The following is a 19313-nucleotide window of genomic DNA, read 5'->3' on the forward strand; positions in this document are numbered from 1 at the left end:
CACAAGTTACTGAAGACAGTAGAAATAGCCTATCCACAGTTATCACAAGGTTCTATCAATGACAACTAGGCATCGAATACTGGTAGATGTTTGTTAGAGGGACTGGGGCGATCGCGCGGGCAATCGGCGAAACATTAGTAACCCAATGAATCCACCCAAGACGAGGCCGGACAGGTGCCCCAACAAACTCACCCGAGGATTCAGCACATCAAAAACCGTTTGGAGAACGATAACCACACCAAACGTTCGCAACCAGCGGGCCGCCAGGGATGCACGATGACGTCGCCATTCCTGGAAAAAAATCGTGCCCATCATGCCTAAAACCCCCATAATGGCCCCCGACGCGCCCAGAGCTGAAATATCCGCCTCTCCTGAGAGAATCGCGCCCCACGCCACGATCGCCATAGACCCCACGCCGCAGATTAAATAAGCCGCCAAAAATTTCCACGACGACAGGCGAGTTTCCACAAACGTTCCCACAAACCACAGCCCCAGCATGTTCATCCCGAGGTGCAGCAGGTCGATGTGCAAAAACGTCGAGGTCAGCAGTCGCCACCATTCGCCCTGTTGCACCAGTTCCGGCACCATCACCCCCGATCGATAAATCATCCAAACGGGCTGAAACATCCAAGGGAATAAGCTGGGATCCTGAACTCGATCGAGCCAGCGGGATAAATCCCGTTCCAAGTCCCATAGCAATGCCAGCAACATCGGGAGTCCATAAATCAGGACATTCAGACCAACCAGCGTATAGGTGACGGGGGCTTGTTGAAAGGCCACCACTTGGCGGAGGTTATACTTCCTGTCCTGGTCGAGTTCCTGGCGCAGGCGGTTGAGCAGTTCGTAGGAGGCCAGGGTCAGGATCCTTTCTGGGGCACGATAGGGCGAATTCAGGCGATCGGCGATCGCTTGTTGTAATCCTGCATCGGGCCAAGTTTGTAATCCCTGAAAGCTCGATTTTGCCGCCGATCTCTGCCCTGCAAACCAGTCCGCCGTCACCTGCCAAAATTGTTGGATTTGCGGACTGTAGGTTTTTAACGAAGTTTTGAACAGGTAAGCCACAGGTTCCGGTTGCCCCGCAAAAGCAAAGGCATACAGGCAAGCGACTTCCAGAGCAAGGGCTCCCCCAAGGCGCTGACGTTGCTGGGCACAGCGATCGACCAGCCGCACCAGTTGATTCAGATCCCCCGTTTCCCCCAAGGCCCGCAGGTACAGCCCCAACACCGCCGATTCCCGCAACATTTGGGCCTCCGACAAACAGCGGGGTGCCCAGGTCACTGCATCGGCCCAGCGACCTTCTAGGGGATAGACAATCGCGGTGACCCAACGGCCCGTGGGCGAGCGATCGTTTTGGTAGCGTTTCAGTAGAGCCAGCGCCGAATCCCGATCGCCAGCCTGGGCAAATGCCTGGGCCTGCATAATGGCCGGAAAGTGCCACCACCCATCGAACGGGTGCAACCAGCGCAACACCCTAGCCCAGTTGCGTGCCGGTTGATAGCGCTCCTGCAAGCGCAACCGGTTGAAATAGCGCAGTCCCTGCCCTGGGAGCACAATGGCTAATCCCCACAATGTACCGCTCACCGCTGCCGTCCACGGAGCCTGTTGCAGCAGCCCGATCGCCAGCACTGCCAGGATCACCAACGCAATCCAGGCCCAACTTTGCCGCCGTCCAGCCCGCGCAATAATCACCAGACAGGAAAAGGCCACTAGCTGAATAATCAAGACATCAAGGCTCATGGCTCAGGCCGATCGGGTAAGAAGAAGGTAAGCAAGAAATCAGTCGCCTGCGATCGGCTCACATTGATTTAACGATGGTTTAACGACCTGCCTTCAGGATTTGGTTAGCCGTCAGGGTCAGGGCTGGAAACATCGGGGAGACGATCGCCTCACTATCCCTAAACGCCTGCAATGGGTAGGTGCCCTCCTGCAAAAGACCGATTAAAACCACGGCCCGCTCCGGATCGATGATCCAATACTCGGGAATGCCTCGCGCTGCGTACTCGATCGGCTTTTGAACGTAGTCCCGTTGGTAGTTATCACTGGATTCGTCACCGGGGGAACCGATTTCTATCACAACCCAAGGATTGACTCCATTTGTCAGCTTCAGGTAGACCTCGGATAAGCCTTCGATCGCCGCTGCTGATTCCGGTGAATGTACAATTAAATCCGGTTCACGGGCACTCGCAAAGCGGCTATTGACCTGAATTTTTTGTTTCACCCCAAGGCGGTAGAAGGGAATACCCATGTGTTGCAGGAAGTAAGCATATAAAAAACCTGCAATCCAGTTATTCAAAGTGCTTTCAGCACCCATTGCGACCAATACCCCATCTACCAACTCATAGCGGGTATCCGTCCCGTCGTCATAGTGCAGATAATCCTCAAGGCTCATCCGTCGCGGAGTTGCGATCGTCATGGTTTCACCTCCCTATCCTGCCCTGCATTCAGGATTTGGCTAGCCGTTAGGTTCAGTGCTGGAAACGTGGGGGAAACGATCGCCTCACTGCCCCGAAACTCAACGTTCTGGTAAGCATCCCCGCCTAGAACGCAGACCATCACCAATCCTGCACTTGGATCCACGATCCAGTATTCTGGAATCTGCCGTACTGCATATTCCGTCCATTTGTCGCAGTAATCCCGATCTCGGCTGCTGCGATCATTGTCGCTATTGGACACCACTTCAACCACCAACAGCGGAGCAGGCATCTCCGATCGCAGAATCTTGCCTCCTCCCAGGATCGCTTGAATGGACTCCTCCGTGTGAACTATTAGGTCAGGTTGTCGGGCGGTGGCTTTGTTGGAATCAACCTGAATTTGATGGCCCGTGGCAAACCGATAGAACGGAATCCCCAATGCCCCTAAGGCTCCCAGCAAAACCATGACAATCGTGTTGTTAATTGGACTTTCAGCACCCATTGCGACCAATACCCCATCTACCAACTCATAGCGGGTATCCGTCCCGTCATCGTAATTTAGATAATCCTCAAGGCTCATCCGTCGTGGAGTCGCGATCGTCATCGTTTCACCCCCTGATTTAGAAGCTACGGAGAGATTAATGGCTCAATCGCCGCCACGATCGCAGCCTTCTGTTCGTCATCATAGCCCCACCGCGCTAGGAAATCGGTATCGTCTCCAGCGCCTTGAATAACAGTCTGTTGGATAGATCGCAGGCGATCGTTCAGCCGCTGCAAGTTAAGTAATTGGATCAATTGCCGCGATCGCTGTTGAGTCTGCTGGGATCCCGCCGCCATCTCCAGATTGCCGTTGCGCCGATGGGTCAGTTCCATAGCTGTGGACATGGCCAGGTTTTTCGCCATCAAGTCGGCAATCAGTTCTGGATTTGTGCGTAACCCCTGGGCCACCGACTCCGTAGGTCGATCGGCGAGGGCAAATTCTCCCGATAAAAAAGTCACTAAAAAGCCCCGTGCACCGTTGGGCGTGGCCACCAGCGCCGTAATCGCCGCTGTCAGCACATCATCCGAGGGCTGGGCTGCTAGGAGATCCTGGGAAAGCGCGATCGCCTGCTCAAAGGTCACATCCGGGGGAATGGTAAAGGTGAGGTCAATATCGGCCATGGCTATCAGCTCAATTCTCTCCAAAGGGGCAGCATCGGCAGGAGTCCAGTCGGCAGTCTAGTTTGAGTCCGGTGGTGTAGGGTATTAGTAGGTCTGTCCTAATCCTACTATGGCCTTTCCCGCGCAACCCTCTCACTGACCTTTTACTCTACGGCGATCCGGCTCTATGGCGATCATCTCCTCCAAGCAACCCCACCCCGATGCCGATCCCCCTGAACAGGGACGATTACCGCTAGCAGAGTCTACGATCGCACCGGAGCAACGATCGCGCACCGTTAGCCCTGCCCGTCAGGAAGTCGATCGCCCGCAGCCCTCTGAGCGATCGAAAAACGAGCTATTACAGCCAGAATCTGCTCCAGAGGAAACCCTGCGGCAAGAGGAAAAGATTCGGCCCCAAAGCATTCGGGAATACGTGGGTCAGCGGGATTTGAAAGACGTACTGGATATTGCCATCCAAGCAGCGAAGGGGCGGGGCGAGTCCCTCGATCACCTGCTGCTCTACGGCCCACCGGGATTAGGCAAAACCACCATGTCCCTGATCCTGGCCACAGAAATGGGCGTCAATTGCAAAATCAGCAGTGCACCGTCGTTGGAGCGACCTCGGGACATCGTGGGACTGTTGATGAACCTGCAACCGGGGGACGTGCTATTTATTGACGAAATCCACCGCCTACCCCGCGTCACCGAAGAAATTCTCTATCCCGCCATGGAGGACTTTCGCATCGATGTGACGATCGGCAAAGGCCAGAGCGCCCGCACCCGATCGCTCAAACTGCCTCCATTTACGTTAGTCGGAGCCACCACCCGCGTGGGTGCCTTGACTTCGCCCCTGCGCGATCGCTTTGGCCTGATCCAGCGTCTACGGTTCTATGAACTGGATGAACTGACGGAAATTGTTCTGCGCACTTCGACTTTACTGGAAACGCCCATCACGCCACCGGGAGCCGAGGAAATCGCCCGTCGATCGCGGGGCACCCCTCGGATTGCCAATCGCCTGCTCAAACGGGTACGGGACTACGTGCAAGTCAAAAGCAGTGGCCCGATCGATGACGCGATCGCAGCGGAAGCCTTGGAACTATTTAACGTTGATCCCTGCGGTTTGGATTGGACCGATCGCCGCATGTTGACGGTAATGATCGAACGGTTCAACGGCGGGCCAGTTGGCTTGGAAACCATGGCGGCCTCCACCGGGGAAGATGCCCAAACGATCGAAGAGGTCTACGAACCCTACCTAATGCAAATCGGCTACCTCAGCCGTACGCCCCGAGGCCGAGTCGCCACCGCCGCCGCCTGGAAACATCTGGGCTACGAACCCCCCAGCAGCCAACTAACCCTGCTATCTTAAAGATTTGTAAAGATCGACTCAGCGGTTCTAGCGATCGCCCATGAGTTGGGGCAGTGATATCAAATTGACTGGTTTACCGATTTGTTCACCGTGGGGGAATTTGATCATGCGTCGTTTATTGTCTTGGATTCTTGGATTGTGGGTGGGGATCGTTGGATTCTGGAGTCACCCCCTGCCCTCGATCGCTGCGGTAACCGCAACTCCCAGTCCGGCTCCGGCCCAAGCAGAAGCGGCTGAGGAGGGGCTGGAGCAAGCTTCGCCCCAGGAGTTTTTCAAGCAGATTGCCGACCTGCGGGAAAAAGCCTTTACTGCCACCAACGAGGGGAAATTTGCCCAAGCCGAGGACTATTGGACCACCCTTGTGCAAAAACTGCCCAACAATGCCGCACTGCTCAGTAATCGTGGCAATGCAAGGGTTAGCCAAGGCAAGCTAGAAGCCGCAATCGAAGACTTCAACGCCGCGATCGCCCTCTCGCCCAATGCCCCCGATCCCTATCTGAACCGAGGGGCAGCGTTGGAAGGATTAGGCCAGTACGAAGCCGCGATCGCCGACTATGACCATGTGCTGGAACTGGATCCCAATGATGCCGCTGCTTACAACAATCGGGGCAACGCCAAGGGCGGGCTGCGGCGCTGGGGAGAAGCCCTGACCGACTACCGCAAAGCATCATTGCTGGCCCCGGACTTCGCGATCGCCCGCGCCAATGCCGCCCTCGCCATGTATCAAATGGGCGACATCAAAGATTCGATTCGGGAAATGCGCAATATTATTCGCAAGTATCCCCGGTTTGCCGATATGCGAGCGGCCTATACGGCAGCCCTGTGGGCGATCGGGCAACGGGATGAGGCCGAAAGCAACTGGGCCTCTGCGATCGAACTGGATGCCCGGTACAAAGATCTCGATTGGGTGAAAACCGTCCGCCGTTGGCCCAATGACATCACCGTCGCCCTAGAAAAGTTCCTCAAGTTGTCCTAAACAATTCCCGCTAACCAGTCCGGCGTAATCTCCCGCACAGAACTCACCACCCGATCGGCTCCGGCTTGGCGTAATCCCTCACTGTAAGCCTCTCGACGATCGGCATCGGCGGCAATGTGGGGCGGCAACACCCCAAGCCCAAGCCAGCGACGATCGGGCTGGAGTTGCCGCGCCTTAACCACCGTGTGCATATCCGCCACCGTATCCCCCACGTAGGCCACTGGACGATCGCCCGGATGCTCTCCCAATTGCGTCAGTGCTGCGAATAATCCTGTGGGATCCGGCTTACCTGGCGCATCTTCCATCGCCACCAGCAACGGCGATCGCAGCCCCACCCGTTGGGTCAGCACAAACGTCGCCGAAGCCGTCGTCGCCCCACTAAAGAAGCCCCACTTCACCGCCGCCGCCGTCAAGGCGTCAAAGTAGGCCGCATCCACCAACAGCGGTTCCTGGGTGATGTAGCCCGTCCAAGTGCCATCCGGCTGCTCCCCGCGATATTTGCTCTGGAAAAAGGCAACGATCGTCTCATAGCTGAAATCCACCTGCGATCGGGCTTGCCCCTGCTGCTCAAAATAGCGGTAGATCAACTCCTGGGAGGCTTCCCAATCGTTATTCCACAGTCCTTCCCCCTTGAGGGCGTCAATATCCTGGGGAGTGGGTCGGTAGGCACCCTGGGTAAACTGTTCCACCGTGTCTGCCAAGGCCCGCCGATAGGAACCCGCCACATCCCGAATCACACCATCAATATCAAACACTAAAATCATTGCCCATTCCTCGATCGACTCCAGTCTCTAGAACATTCAAGCATGCAAATTCCTGGTACAATTATGGGCTGTACTTATTTAAAGCTTGGGACTGCGCTGGAGGCTAGGTTTGTCGAAGTTTATCTTAAAGGTTCTTTGGCTCGATAAAGATGTGGCACTTGCCGTTGATCAGGTCGTTGGAAAGGGTTCTAGCCCGCTGACCTGCTATTTCTTCTGGCCACGCAATGATGCGTGGGAACAAATGAAGACTGAATTGGAATCCAAGCACTGGATTTCTGAAGTCGATCGCGTGGAATTGCTCAACAAAGCAACAGAAGTCATCAACTACTGGCAAGAAGAGGGCAAGAGCCGCCCTGTGACGGAAGCTCAGTCTAAATTCCCCGATGTCATGTTCAGCGGTAGCGCCTAATTCTGCTGCCTAACGCTCAACTGAAACGCTGAAGAGCCTCCCCATTGCATTCAAAATTGAACTGCCCCCCTTTGAACTGAGAGGTTCACCAACCCAAAGTTCACTTAATCAAGGGGTCGCAAAGTCCTGATTCCGCTGGAGTTGGGGCTTTGTTTTTTAAGCACTGGAGGCAGGGTCTGGCGCTTGAGGCGGAGCTTGGCACTGCCCACGATCGCGACACTGGCTTCACTTGTAGCAATTTTATTGACCCCAATTCTGTTAGCCCCAATTTTGCTAGCCATAGCAGTGACAACGCCCCCCAAACTGACTAAAGGCAGACTGCAAAAGAACAACAGATCGATAGAATTGGCCAGTCATCCAAGACACTGACCCGTAATCCAAGTAATCTAAGAGTGCCAGATCCCATTTCGGGTTATCCATGTCACCCAATCGATCGATCTGAAGGGAAGCGTTCCGTTCCCTATGAACAGTCCACTTGAAAAAAATCCGTTAGATCGATCGGCAGTTCAATCGGAATCCTGGGGAGGAAATCATTAAGACTTTCAACTTTCAAGAGGATTTGGTAGGTTTGATGTCAACTCAGCCTGGTAAGTTTGAGGTCAACCTATTCAACAGAACTAGGTTGGGGTATGGCACCGATCCGATAAGCAATTCTGATTAAGTTAATTTCCATAGCGAATTGAAGGAGGATGGGTTTCCCCCGAATCCGGATTTTTTTGAGTTCTTTGAGATAATTCCGTTGGTAAGGTAGATCCGCATGACAAGCACCCTCAGCCCCGAACAGGTCGCACGTATTATTGGTAACCAGCATCAGGATCCGTTCGAGGTTCTCGGCGCTCATCAAATTGAACACAATGGCAGACTCGTCTGGGTCATTCGGGCCTATCAGCCTACTGCCGACAAGGTTTGGGTCATCTGTCCAGAAGAGCGGACGGAATACCCCATGCAACCACTGCACAATCCCCATTTCTTTGAATGTGTAGTGGATCTGCCGGAACTCAGTAACTATCAACTGCGGATTCAGGAAGGCAGTCACGAGCGCGTCATTTACGATCCCTACGCCTTTCGATCGCCCTGCCTCACTGACTTTGACCTCCACCTGTTTGGGGAAGGCAACCACCACCGCATCTATGAAAAGCTGGGGGCGCACCTGGCCGAGGTGAGCGGCATTAAGGGGGTGTATTTTGCCGTTTGGGCCCCCAATGCCCGCAACGTTTCCGTTCTAGGAGACTTTAACAGTTGGGATGGGCGGCAACATCAGATGCGCAGAGGCCCCACGGGCATTTGGGAACTTTTCATCCCCAGTCTGACCGTTGGGACGGCCTATAAATATGAGGTAAAAAACCAAGACGGCCACATTTACGAGAAGTCCGATCCCTACGGGTTCCAGCAGGAAGTGCGGCCTAAAACGGCCTCAATCGTGGCTGATCTCGACACCTACCAATGGAATGATGCCGCATGGATGGAGCAACGACGGCACTCGGAACCCATGCACGAGCCCATCTCCGTCTACGAAGTTCACCTGGGATCCTGGCTCCATGCCGCTTCGTCCGAACCCGCTGTATTACCCGATGGCACCCCAGAACCCGTAGTCGTGGTGTCTGACCTAAAGCCCGGTGCACGGTTCCTCACCTATCGAGAATTGGCCGACAAGCTGATCCCCTACGTCAAGGACGCAGGCTTTACCCATATTGAACTCCTGCCGATCGCGGAACATCCCTTCGATGGTTCCTGGGGCTATCAAGTCGTGGGCCACTACGCCTGCACCTCCCGCTTTGGCACCCCCCAAGACTTCATGTACTTCGTGGATCAGTGCCACCAAAACGGCATCGGCATCATTGTGGATTGGGTTCCGGGTCACTTCCCCAAGGACGGTCACGGACTCGCCTTCTTCGATGGCACCCATTTGTATGAACACGCTGACCCCCGCAAGGGCGAGCACAAGGAATGGGGCACCTTGGTGTTTAACTATGCCCGCCATGAAGTGCGCAACTACTTGGTCGCCAATGCGCTGTTCTGGTTTGACAAGTACCACATCGATGGAATTCGGGTAGATGCCGTGGCCTCCATGCTCTACCTGGACTACAACCGCAAACCCGGCGAGTGGGTCGCCAACCAATACGGCGGACGGGAAAACATTGAAGCAGCAGATTTTCTGCGGCAGATGAACCATGTGATCTTCAGTTATTTCCCTGGCATTTTGTCGATCGCGGAAGAGTCCACCTCCTGGCCGATGGTTTCCTGGCCCACCTACGTGGGGGGACTGGGCTTTAACCTGAAGTGGAATATGGGCTGGATGCATGACATGCTGGACTACTTCAGCATGGATCCCTGGTTCCGCCAGTTCCACCAAAACAACATCACCTTCAGCATGTGGTACAACCACAGCGAAAACTTCATGCTGGCGCTGTCCCACGATGAAGTGGTGCATGGCAAGAGCAACATGCCCGGAAAAATGCCGGGGGATGAATGGCAAAAATTTGCCAACATGCGCTGCCTCTATACTTACATGTTTTCCCATCCCGGCAAGAAAACCCTGTTCATGAGCATGGAGTTTGGCCAGTGGAGCGAGTGGAATGTGTGGGCAGATCTGGAGTGGCAGCTCTTGCAGTTCGAACCGCACAAGAAATTGCTTTCCTTCATGTCCGCACTGAACCAGGTCTACCGCAGCGAACCGGCCCTCTATAGCCAAGACTTTGCGGAGCCTGGGTTTGAATGGATCGATTGCAGTGACAATCGCCACAGTGTAGTGTCGTTTATCCGTCGGGCCAAGGATTCCGATGAATACGTGGTGGTGGTATGTAACTTTACGCCCCAACCCCATGCCCATTACCGGGTCGGGGTTCCCGATGCAGGGTTCTTCCAAGAAGTCTTTAACAGCGATTCTCGGGAATTCGGCGGCAGCAATATGGGCAATCTCGGCGGCAAATGGACGGAGGATTGGGGCTACCATAACCGGCCCTATTCGTTAGACCTCTGTTTACCCCCACTGGCAACGGTGATCTTGAGGCTCGATCGAACCAAGAATCCCAGCTTGCCTGACGCATCTGAATAATAGCCAGGTATCGAAGGATTAGACATTGAGCTAGTCTTCGACAAAATCCCCAACGGCTAATCATCAAGGATGAGGGGGAATTGCTCGGTTGAAGCCGGATGCAAACACCCCTCTTCAGCGATCGATCTCCCCATAGTCCTTGTCTTCAATTCTCATCGCGTCTTGTGCGCAGTTCGACCTACAACAACCCTGCGGTTTCATATAGTCGGCGGAGAATTCCTAAGATTTTATCGCCATAGTCCTGGTCTTCCCGCCAGCGCCCGCTGAGTTGACCGACCAACGGCGCAATGCCCCGCGTCACAAAGCGAAAACGCGGATCGACATTTTCCTGCACCAAGGGCTCCGTACTGGCATAGGCTTTCAGGTGTTGAATATGCGCCCGCACCCCAAGCCGTGCACTGGGAAAGGACGCCCCCTCCGTCCCGCCGCCTACAGTGCCCAACGCCCCAAAATTATTTTGACTCGCCTTAATGTCTCCCCCAAATCGCAGATAGTTCGTTTCCAAACACATCTGTGTGAAGGCAATGTCATAATCCACCCCTTCGATCGATCCTTCTTCGCGATACAGTTTGGCAATGTCAGGGTAATCGCGCACCGCCAATTCATTATTCGTCTTGAGGAACATCATCATTTGCAGTTCCGTGGTTTTGCCGTGCTCCATGATGAGATCGAAGGAACCGGGGCAAATCTTCAGAATCGATTTCAGGATGACCGTGCGGGTTTGGGCATCCCAACCTACAGAAACGTTGTAATCCCGCAGTTCGATCGCTTTGACAAACACCACATTGCGATAGGTAATCCGGCGCACCACTGGCACCTGGGACAGATCAATCCCTAGACGATCGGCCAAGTCGATGGGAATATAGGAATTGCCATTGACCAAAATTCCCTGTTCACCATAACTCTGGCCGTTCATGTTGATCGTGATCGGCGGGTAGGCGGGTTGCGGCGGTTGGGAGGATTCCACATCCTTGAGCCAAGCTTGCAGCCCGTCAGCAATACCTAAAGCCAGAGCCCGCCGTTGATTTTGGATAATGAAGCGATCGTCGGGATTGGTCAAAAAGCCAATTTGCAGTAACAGCGAAGGCGTCACCAACTGACGACAAAAAGCAAGATTACCCACGCCTACGGTGGTATCTGGCTTGGCTCCACGATTGGGCAACTGCGGTACCCGTTTGGTCAACGCCAGCAACAACAATTCCCCGTGGCGCTTACGTTGATCATTTTGGTTGATGTAAAAGGCGCTACATCCCCGCACCAAAGGATTGCTAGCCGAATCGGCATGAATTTCTAGGGAGACATCATCATTGCGGCCCCGCAGGTTAATCCAATCCAGGGTTTGCTGCAAGCTCAAGTCATCGGGGACAGCCAACACTTCCAATTTGCGCGATCGTAGCTCCGTCAAGACCGTATCCCGCAGCAAAATCATTTCCCGCGCTTCTGTGGTGCCTCCAGCGATCGAGCCTGGATCGGATTTGCCATTTTCTAATCCCCCGTGGGCTGCGGAAAGAAAGATTCGTCCCATACCGATGTCTTCTATGATGCTTGTCCATTATGGCCGAAGAATTTTGGGATGCAACGGCTAGCTTGAAAGCGTTCCCTGAGTACAACCAAGAATAGCCCGCCCTAGGCCACCGAAGGAATCCGCCAACAGCCGCTCAGTTCTTTTGCCGCATTACGTTCACAGCATCTAAAGGGGTACCCAAGCACGGTTCTTTACGACCGTTCTCAACTTGGCGACGGGCCACTGCTTCTTGAAAGGTACGAATCATTTCAGAATCTTTAGGATCGAGTAATCGCGCCTCGATCGTAAATCCAATGCCTTTAGAGGATTGATCGCCGATCGGAAACGGCCCCGATTGCCAAGCCCCTTTTTTGGGGCCTACGGGAGGAATGATTTCCTCGTAGTAATAGCGTTTGATGGCAGGAGCATAGATGCACAACCAAGGACTGTAGCGATCGGGCAGGGAGTGAAACGTGCCTTGAAACTTCACCTGAATGGGCACTTCGCTATTATTCGCAGGCATCAATATTTTCAGTTGGGCTTGAGAGATCGGATCATGGGTGGCACTCAATAAGTCTTTCAGACTTTCAACCAGTTGCGTTGAAGCTGTCACGATCGCGGCCAGTCCTCCTACAACTCCACTGACTATTAGCAACCGACGATTTAAGGGATGCTGCGACAAAAGCTCATCCACCTTCTCGCCACGAGTCTCACCATTGGCAGGGGCTGATTGTATGGATGAATTTGGCGGTTGATCGTCACTGGGTTTAGGAGAATCAGCCATGACAGAGACCTTCACTGACGGAGCGATAGGTAGAAGACGCCCTGATTGTGTTAACCAGAGACAGCTATCCAAAAACCTTGATGACAGGATAATTCGGCCCGATTCCGCAATTCACCCTTAGAAAGATAATTTAATATTCCTCTTCCTCGGGTACTAGTTTCCGCTTGGCCTTTGATCGCTTACGCAACGGATACTGGCGCGTCCAAGAGATATCCCTGGTCGATCGCCGCTTGCAGCAAGACTTCCACATAATCACCCAACACAGGCGCACCCACCCCGATCGACTGGGCACGGCGGCGCACCTGATCTGCCGTCACCTGATTTTTTTGCCAACTGTGCCCTTGGGTTTGGTAGTTGTGCAGGATGGGTTGCAGGAGATCGAGGGCAGCAGCAAACTGGGCATCCGCCGTTTCTCGAGCTTCAAACTCCTGCCAGAGGGGATAGAGATCTGCTTGAAGTTCGATGGGCAATAGGCCAAATAGGCGATCGGCGGCTTGCTGTTCCCGATCGGCCTTGGTCGTCAGAAGTTGCTCGTCATAGCAAAAGGTATCGCCCGCATCAATTTCCACCAAGTCATGAATCAGCAGCATTTTCAACACCCTTAGCAAATCCACAGGCTGCGCTGCATATTCCTGCAAGACGATCGCCATCATGGCCAAATGCCAGGAATGTTCTGCATCGTTTTCCCGGCGGGAACCATCGGTCAGCAGGGTCTGCCGAAGCACCTGTTTGAGGCGATCAATTTCCAAAATAAACGTTAGTTGCTGGTGCAGACGAGGCGAGGCGGGCAACATTCCCGGAGAGGTTAAAGACATCATAAGCATGAAGAAATCTTTAGAATAGAAGGAAAAAACGATTTAACTGGAGTGTTTTACATGGTTTCAGCAGACCTAATCTCCACCTTAAAAAGTCTGAGTCGCTCAGATAAGTTCCATATCATGCAGCTTTTGCTCTCAGAACTCGCCCAGCAGGAAACCGATCTCATTCAACCGGAACAAGCTTATCCCGTATGGTCTCCCTACGGTGCGGACGAGGCGGCGGACACAATGCTAAAAGTACTACAAGCTGCTAAAGCTCAAGATCATGCGTAATGCTGAGCGCTATCCATTTCTTGCAGGCGACCCAACTTTAGGTGAAGCGAGTTTCCGCCCCTATTTGCCATTCACTCTGCTTAACCAACAAGCTTCTGTCTCAGCCCTAGCACTTCTAGATACTGGTGCAAGTGTCAATGTGCTGCCATATTCAGTAGGAGTGGAGCTTGGTTATCATTGGGAGCGGCAAACAACATCCCTGAGCTTGACTGGAAATTTGGCTCAATATGAAGCGCGTGTTGTCCTTGCCCAAGCAGTCATAGGGCAATTTGAGCCTGTTCAATTAGTACTTGCGTGGACACAAGCTACTAATGTCCCACTCATCTTGGGGCAGGTCAATTTTTTTATGGAGTTTGATGTTTGCTTCTACCGTTCACAGCTAGCGTTCGCAGTGAGCCCTAAAGCTTCTGATGCGGAGTAGATTAATCGCCTTTACCAGCCATCTCGCTCACTATCGGCTCACAGTAGCGTTGGGTTGAGGCTGCCTGTTGCAAACTGTAGGAAGCGCTGGGCACTAGGATAAACTCGCTGGCTCCGATCGTGTTTTTTCGATCGCGGCGTTCGGCCTTCTGCTGATCTCGCACATTGCCCCAATCATAGGTATAGCCCAAGCCTGTCCAAGGCACTCCCGGCCCACTGCGAAAACTTTGAAAGTAGAGATTTTTATAAAAGGCAGGGTAGTCGGCAATATTTTTCACCGTCGGTTTGCTGGCATTGCTAGTGTCGAATGTCAGTGCACACTGGCGATCGGTAATGCTGGGATTAACGCAAGGCCGAAACAGATCCGTCGGGCTGACCCACATTTCAACAAACAAGTCATACTGCCAATCGGGATGGAGTCCTAGGTATTGCTTCAGCCGCTGGTTGAGATCGGCGATCGAGGCTTGGGGGTGTTTTTTCAAATAGTTCTGGCAGAATTCCTTCACCTGGGGAGCCGCCGTCACCCAGACCACAAAGGCTTCACTGGCCGCCGTATGGGTGCTGGGCTTGATGAAGCGATCGTAGGCCGCTTGGCTTTTCCAAGTCACCACCAGTAAGCGAGTTTTATCAGCATTCCACACCAGCTTGGGATTATCCGGCGTAATCGCCCAGAGGGAATCCACATTTTCACCCGGATCTACCCTGGCCGCATCTTGCACTGCAGAGGGATAGCGCGGATCGATCGGCGGTACCGGACTTTCAGGAGAAGACGCTTGGGCCAACGATCGGCAGGGAACCAGCCCCAATAGCAATACCAACCCGAACCTTTGCAGAGATCCCTTCATCCCGATCGTGCCCCCTAGGGTGAATTACAGATTTTCTTTTAGGGTAGGTAATCTCGCTGCAAATTGCCAGGCAGTATCGCCCAAAGACACCTAATCTGAGCACAGGAGATAGCCTCTTGGAATCGATTATTTGTGCCCCTCGACCATTTCTTCCAATCTCAAAGCCTCCATCAATTGCTTCAAATCCAAGTACATCGTGCGATAGGGATTTGCAGGAGGTAAAGGAGCATTAGGAGTCGCGAACTCAAAGCCAAACTGACTGTAGAAACCAGAGACATCGTAGGCTGGATCAACATCAGCATCATAAAGCGCGTCAACCGTGATGAATCTCACACCAATGATTGGCATAACCTCAGTCATCACATAGTCAATTGCCCAATCAACCAATCGCACACCAAGCCCTTTAGTGCGTCGATCTACTGCTAATAGTCCGATCTTCACCGCAGGAAACGTCCGATACTTCACACCTTCTGCCTCCAAAAGCGAATCTTCAACCTGCAACTTATCCGCTAGGAGCGTAATATAGCCAGCTAAGGCATCCTCAATGCGAACAATCCAGCATTGACAGAGAAATGAATCCATGTCCCGGTAAATCCGCCCTTGCTTCCAATAGGTTGTGAATTCCCCTCTAACACAACGAAACCCCTGTCCTAGGGATCGAAGATCTAGGGTCAAGGGTTCAATGCTGATTTGGGAAAAATCTACCCCGCCAAATTTACCTAAACTAGCCATGCTTCTGCGCTTTACGACGACGCGCAGCTATCCGCTTAGCCAGAGCCAGCATCCGATCGTTAACAACTGTAGTACCAGAATCGATCGCTTCGAGCAGCTTCTTAGCAGCTTCGCCAGAAACCGGTTGAGATTGCGTATGGAAAGGATATTTCATCAGAATAGGAGCTTGCTGGTTCATCTATCGTAGCAAACCGATCATCCCGACATCCCTGACTAAACAATACACAAACCAATACAAAAGGTCAGATCGATCGCCCGAAAATCCTGTTAAAGTTTAGCCATTCAACCTCCACTGTCCAACCTGCGCACTGCCATGAACGTTCCTCGTCTGCATCCAGACACGATCGAAGCTGTCAAAGAGCGTGCTGATATTTACGATGTCGTTTCGGAACATGTTGTCCTGAAAAAGCAGGGTAAAGATTTTGTCGGCTTCTGTCCCTTCCACGACGACAAACGTAACCCCAGCTTCAGCGTTTCCCCCAGCAAACAGTTTTATTACTGCTTTAGCTGCGGCGCAGGGGGGAATGCGATCAAATTTTTGATGGAGATTGGCAAACGCAACTTCAGCGAAGTCGTGTTGGATCTGGCCAAAAAGTACCAAGTCCCCGTGAAAACCCTGGATGTGGAACAGCGGCAGGAACTCCAACGCCAACTTTCCGTGCGGGAGCAACTGTACGAAATTCTGGCCCTGACCGCGAAGTTCTACGAATACGCCCTACGGCAACCGGCGGGACAGGTCGCCCTGAATTATTTAATCCAGCAGCGACAGCTTTCGGAAGAAACGATTCAGCAGTTCCAACTAGGCTATGCACCGGGCGGATGGGAAACCCTCTACGGCTATTTGGTAGAGCAGAAAAAATATCCCGTGGCCTTGGTGGAGCAGGCTGGATTACTCGTACCGCGTAAGGAAGGGGGCGGCTTTTACGATCGTTTCCGCGATCGGTTGATGATTCCAATTTTGGATCTGCAAGGTCGGGTGATTGGCTTTGGGGGACGATCGCTGGGCGATGAGCAACCAAAATATCTCAACTCGCCGGAAACCGAACTGTTTGACAAAGGCAAAACCCTCTATGGATTGGATAAAGCCCGCGCCGCGATCACGAAAACTGACCAGGCGATCGTCGTGGAAGGCTATTTCGATGTGATTGCCCTGCACGCCGCCGGAATCACCAGCGCTGTCGCCTCCTTGGGCACCGCCTTGGGCAGCCATCAAGTCCGGCAACTCCTGCGCTACATGGAATCCAAACGGGTGGTTTTTAACTTCGACGCCGATCGGGCGGGGGTGCAAGCCACGGAACGGGCGATCGGGGAAGTGGCCAATCTGGCTTACCAAGGCGATGTGCAGTTACGGATCCTCAACATTCCCGACGGCAAGGATCCCGACGAGTTCTTAAAACACCACGCCCCCGCAGCCTACGAAACGCTCCTGGAAAACGCGCCCCTGTGGATCGATTGGCAAATCCAGCAGACGATCCACCCTCGAAATCTCCAGCAGCCCGATCAGATGCAGGCCGCTACGGAGGAATTGGTCAAATTACTGGGAAATCTGCCCAATCCGACCCTAAGAACCCATTACATTCAGAAATGCTCGGAATTACTTGGCCAGGGAAACACAAGGCTCGTCCGGCAGATTGAAGAGAACCTGCGGCTCCAGGTCAAAGGGCAACGCTGGCATGGCCGATCGGCCAAATGGCAGACCCCCGGTGACCGATCGCTCTTGGAAGAAGCCGAATCTCAACTATTGCAACTGTACCTCCATGCCCCCCAGCATCGTTCCACAATTGTGGAAGTCTTAGAAGAACGGGATTTGGAATTCAGTCAGTCCCACCATCGTTTTCTCTGGCGACAAATTTTAGACATTCAATCCGCCAATCCCACGGCTTCGGAATTTGCCGCCCCAGATGCGCCGGATTTGTTGACCTTGCTGCGCGATCGTTGCACCGAATTTCCCACGGAAATGACACAGGTGTACCGCCTGTTTGAGCTGGATGAAAAGACCACCACGGACATTCAGCGGGCGGAATTGGTGATTCGTACGGCAGCCGCAGCTATGGAGCGAGTCATGTGCGAAAAGCGCCGCCGCCATTTTCTCGATTTATGGAAAAATACCGACTTCGTGACCTCGCCGGATCTGGGGCAGTACTACCAGCAAAAGATCTACGCCGAAGATCAACGGATTCGTGAACTCGATCGGCAGCGTCAGGTGAACTTTTCCGATCTCGTCCTTACACCTTGGCTAGGCGAATAGCTTTCAACAGAAACCAGGATTCTAGCCCCCCAAATTTGACCAAAAGGACTAAACAGAACCCCGGTTTCCCAAAAAAGGGCTAAACAGAAACCGGGGTTCTTTTAACAGCTAGGCTTCTTGCCTAAATTTGTCAAAGAACCCCGGTTTCTCAAATTCTCCCAACGCTAGTCGTCGCAATAGAGCGTCTCGCGGGTGTCCCGACCTGTGACGGAATTGCGACCTGTGGCCAGTTTGCAGAGCAGTAGCCGCGTATCTTCCCGCATCTGGGTATCGGTGAAGTCTGCGCCATCAATCTTGGAACGCTCAAACTTGGCATTGAACGCAAACGCCCCTTCCAAGTTGGCATCGCTCAAGTCCGCTTCCGAAATACGGGCACTGTCCAACGTCGCATTCCGCAAATCCGCCCCCACGAGGTTAGAGGCTTCTAAATTCGCAGCAAAAAAGCTGACCCCTTGCAGATTGGCATGGCTAAAGTTCGATTCCCGCAGGTTGGCATGGTTGAAGCTGGAATCGGTTAAATCCCGGTTGGAAAAATCTCGGCCTACAAGAAATTCTTTGTTATAGTCCTCTGCCCAGGCCGGAGCTAGCGTGCACAGTAACCCGATCGCCACGATCGCCATCCCTATCACCCAGCGCTGCCACCGGAAGGAAAACTTTTTGATCCGTAATTCGCTACGCATTTCAGTACGCATTCACCAACTGAATCTTTTCAAACAATCTGCCTATTCTTAGATCGTACATCGGTGCGGCACGGTCGTAACTAAGGGAACGCTAGAAAAGACCATGAGAAACTCGTCTATGAGCGCCCAATCTTCCTCCAATCCTGCCCCCGATCCTGGCTTACTAGGAGAACAGTTAGTGGCCCAATGGGTCGCGACCAAAGGCGGCACTGTGCTGTACCAGCGCTGGCATTGCCGTTTTGGAGAATTGGATGTTGTGGCGCTCAATGCTGCTGCTGACCTAATTTTCATCGAAGTCAAAACCCGTCAGCCTTACAATTGGGATTCTGATGGATCGTTAGCCATCACCCGCAGCAAACAAACCAAACTCTGGAAAGCTGCACAGTGTTTCTTTCTCAAGCATCCCCAATACACCGATCGCCCCTGTCGCTTTGATATTGCGCTGGTGCATTACTCTCCTCAATCGCGAAGCCAACCCACTCAACCTGGGTTTAGCCGCACGATCGCAGGGTATCAACTGACTTTGGTGAACTACTTAATCAACGCTTTGGAATTTAACCAACGTCTTTAAACGATCGAGATTTTTCACAAGATTTCTCAGCTCTAGACCACTGCATCACTCCTACTGCACGCAGATCCTTTCGCAATTCGTCACACTGAGCCCCTTAGCGATGTCTATTGAAGGTTAGCTGAGCCTACACCCTACCCTATGAGACTGCTCAACCCAGTCCAATAAAGGTCTATTCAATAGAGCATCTACTAATGAGTCTTGAATCTAATCAATCCTGAATCTAATCAATCCTGAATCTAATCAATCCTGAATCTAAGTAAAGTGAAATCTGCTCATCACAAGCAGTATCCCTGCACAATGTGGCTTAAGCTTTCACC

The 19313-nt window shown here is 53.0% G+C and carries 20 protein-coding genes; 8 read left to right on the forward strand and 12 right to left on the reverse strand.

Annotated elements, in window-relative coordinates:
* Nucleotides 1–93 precede the first annotated feature (93 nt).
* From ACN4EG_RS01110 to ACN4EG_RS01125, 4 genes are all read right to left on the reverse strand, one after another.
* Nucleotides 94–1737 carry a rhomboid family intramembrane serine protease gene (locus tag ACN4EG_RS01110; RefSeq protein WP_431627308.1) on the reverse strand — a complete coding sequence of 548 codons (1644 nt, stop codon included), beginning with the start codon at nucleotides 1735–1737 and terminating at the stop codon, nucleotides 94–96.
* Between the two features lie 79 nt (nucleotides 1738–1816).
* Entirely contained in the window at nucleotides 1817–2413 is a 597-nt protein-coding gene (locus ACN4EG_RS01115; RefSeq protein WP_431627309.1) for a Uma2 family endonuclease, read from the reverse strand.
* Nucleotides 2410–3015, reverse strand: a complete 606-nt coding sequence (locus ACN4EG_RS01120) for a Uma2 family endonuclease (RefSeq protein ID WP_431627310.1) — start codon at nucleotides 3013–3015, stop codon at nucleotides 2410–2412. Before ACN4EG_RS01120 ends, ACN4EG_RS01115 begins: the two co-directional genes overlap by 4 nt.
* 23 nt (nucleotides 3016–3038) lie before the next feature.
* Nucleotides 3039–3572, reverse strand: a complete 534-nt coding sequence (locus tag ACN4EG_RS01125; RefSeq protein ID WP_431627311.1) for a hypothetical protein — start codon at nucleotides 3570–3572, stop codon at nucleotides 3039–3041.
* Nucleotides 3573–3738: 166 nt separating this feature from the next.
* Between ACN4EG_RS01125 and ruvB the strand changes: the two genes are divergently transcribed.
* Both ruvB and ACN4EG_RS01135 read left to right on the forward strand, forming a co-directional pair.
* Entirely contained in the window at nucleotides 3739–4917 is a 1179-nt protein-coding gene (gene ruvB / locus ACN4EG_RS01130; RefSeq protein WP_431627312.1) for a Holliday junction branch migration DNA helicase RuvB, read from the forward strand.
* A gap of 106 nt (nucleotides 4918–5023) precedes the next feature.
* A complete protein-coding gene (locus ACN4EG_RS01135; RefSeq protein ID WP_431627313.1) occupies nucleotides 5024–5893 on the forward strand; it encodes a tetratricopeptide repeat protein in 870 nt (289 codons plus the stop codon).
* Here the strand turns inward: ACN4EG_RS01135 and ACN4EG_RS01140 are convergent.
* The gene (locus ACN4EG_RS01140; RefSeq protein WP_431627314.1) at nucleotides 5890–6657 is read right to left on the reverse strand and encodes a TIGR01548 family HAD-type hydrolase; all 768 of its coding nucleotides are present in this window, start codon (nucleotides 6655–6657) and stop codon (nucleotides 5890–5892) included. The genes ACN4EG_RS01135 and ACN4EG_RS01140 overlap by 4 nt on opposite strands.
* Before the next feature lie 109 nt (nucleotides 6658–6766).
* Here ACN4EG_RS01140 and ACN4EG_RS01145 point away from each other — a divergent pair, with 109 nt between their 5' ends.
* Together ACN4EG_RS01145 and glgB are read left to right on the forward strand one after the other, a co-directional pair.
* Entirely contained in the window at nucleotides 6767–7066 is a 300-nt protein-coding gene (locus ACN4EG_RS01145) for a 30S ribosomal protein PSRP-3 (protein WP_190573886.1), read from the forward strand.
* 757 nt (nucleotides 7067–7823) lie between these two features.
* Nucleotides 7824–10121: a 1,4-alpha-glucan branching enzyme gene (gene glgB, locus ACN4EG_RS01150; protein ID WP_431627315.1), complete on the forward strand. Its 2298-nt coding sequence runs from the start codon at nucleotides 7824–7826 to the stop codon at nucleotides 10119–10121.
* Between the two features lie 178 nt (nucleotides 10122–10299).
* Here glgB and tftA read toward each other — a convergent pair whose 3' ends face one another.
* The 3 genes from tftA to ACN4EG_RS01165 all read right to left on the reverse strand — a co-directional run bounded on the left by tftA (nucleotide 10300) and on the right by ACN4EG_RS01165 (nucleotide 13227).
* Entirely contained in the window at nucleotides 10300–11646 is a 1347-nt protein-coding gene (gene tftA, locus ACN4EG_RS01155) for a hormogonium tapered terminus morphoprotein TftA (protein WP_431627316.1), read from the reverse strand.
* A gap of 133 nt (nucleotides 11647–11779) precedes the next feature.
* Nucleotides 11780–12409 carry a hypothetical protein gene (locus ACN4EG_RS01160; RefSeq protein WP_431627317.1) on the reverse strand — a complete coding sequence of 210 codons (630 nt, stop codon included), beginning with the start codon at nucleotides 12407–12409 and terminating at the stop codon, nucleotides 11780–11782.
* Between the two features lie 179 nt (nucleotides 12410–12588).
* Nucleotides 12589–13227, reverse strand: coding sequence for an HD domain-containing protein (locus tag ACN4EG_RS01165; RefSeq protein ID WP_431627318.1), 639 nt, complete (start codon nucleotides 13225–13227; stop codon nucleotides 12589–12591).
* Nucleotides 13228–13284: 57 nt separating this feature from the next.
* On the opposite strand from ACN4EG_RS01165, the gene ACN4EG_RS01170 reads away from it, so the two are divergent.
* Nucleotides 13285–13500, forward strand: coding sequence for a hypothetical protein (locus ACN4EG_RS01170; protein ID WP_431627319.1), 216 nt, complete (start codon nucleotides 13285–13287; stop codon nucleotides 13498–13500).
* Nucleotides 13493–13921, forward strand: a complete 429-nt coding sequence (locus tag ACN4EG_RS01175; protein WP_431627320.1) for an aspartyl protease family protein — start codon at nucleotides 13493–13495, stop codon at nucleotides 13919–13921. Before ACN4EG_RS01170 ends, ACN4EG_RS01175 begins: the two co-directional genes overlap by 8 nt.
* Before the next feature lies 1 nt (nucleotide 13922).
* Here ACN4EG_RS01175 and ACN4EG_RS01180 read toward each other — a convergent pair whose 3' ends face one another.
* The 3 genes from ACN4EG_RS01180 to ACN4EG_RS01190 all read right to left on the reverse strand — a co-directional run bounded on the left by ACN4EG_RS01180 (nucleotide 13923) and on the right by ACN4EG_RS01190 (nucleotide 15675).
* Nucleotides 13923–14765, reverse strand: coding sequence for a hypothetical protein (locus ACN4EG_RS01180; RefSeq protein WP_431627321.1), 843 nt, complete (start codon nucleotides 14763–14765; stop codon nucleotides 13923–13925).
* Between the two features lie 126 nt (nucleotides 14766–14891).
* The gene (locus tag ACN4EG_RS01185) at nucleotides 14892–15497 is read right to left on the reverse strand and encodes a hypothetical protein (protein WP_431627322.1); all 606 of its coding nucleotides are present in this window, start codon (nucleotides 15495–15497) and stop codon (nucleotides 14892–14894) included.
* Nucleotides 15490–15675, reverse strand: a complete 186-nt coding sequence (locus ACN4EG_RS01190; protein WP_431627323.1) for a hypothetical protein — start codon at nucleotides 15673–15675, stop codon at nucleotides 15490–15492. Before ACN4EG_RS01190 ends, ACN4EG_RS01185 begins: the two co-directional genes overlap by 8 nt.
* Nucleotides 15676–15810: 135 nt before the next feature.
* Here ACN4EG_RS01190 and dnaG point away from each other — a divergent pair, with 135 nt between their 5' ends.
* Nucleotides 15811–17745 carry a DNA primase gene (dnaG, locus tag ACN4EG_RS01195; protein WP_431627324.1) on the forward strand — a complete coding sequence of 645 codons (1935 nt, stop codon included), beginning with the start codon at nucleotides 15811–15813 and terminating at the stop codon, nucleotides 17743–17745.
* 164 nt (nucleotides 17746–17909) lie between these two features.
* Here the strand turns inward: dnaG and ACN4EG_RS01200 are convergent, their stop codons facing one another.
* Nucleotides 17910–18425, reverse strand: a complete 516-nt coding sequence (locus ACN4EG_RS01200) for a pentapeptide repeat-containing protein (RefSeq protein WP_431627325.1) — start codon at nucleotides 18423–18425, stop codon at nucleotides 17910–17912.
* Between the two features lie 118 nt (nucleotides 18426–18543).
* Here ACN4EG_RS01200 and ACN4EG_RS01205 point away from each other — a divergent pair, with 118 nt between their 5' ends.
* The gene (locus tag ACN4EG_RS01205) at nucleotides 18544–18996 is read left to right on the forward strand and encodes a YraN family protein (RefSeq protein ID WP_431627326.1); all 453 of its coding nucleotides are present in this window, start codon (nucleotides 18544–18546) and stop codon (nucleotides 18994–18996) included.
* The last annotated feature ends 317 nt before the right edge of the window (nucleotides 18997–19313 follow it).

The organism is Alkalinema pantanalense CENA528, assembly GCF_050753345.1.
Lineage (GTDB): Bacteria > Cyanobacteriota > Cyanobacteriia > Leptolyngbyales > Leptolyngbyaceae > Alkalinema > Alkalinema pantanalense.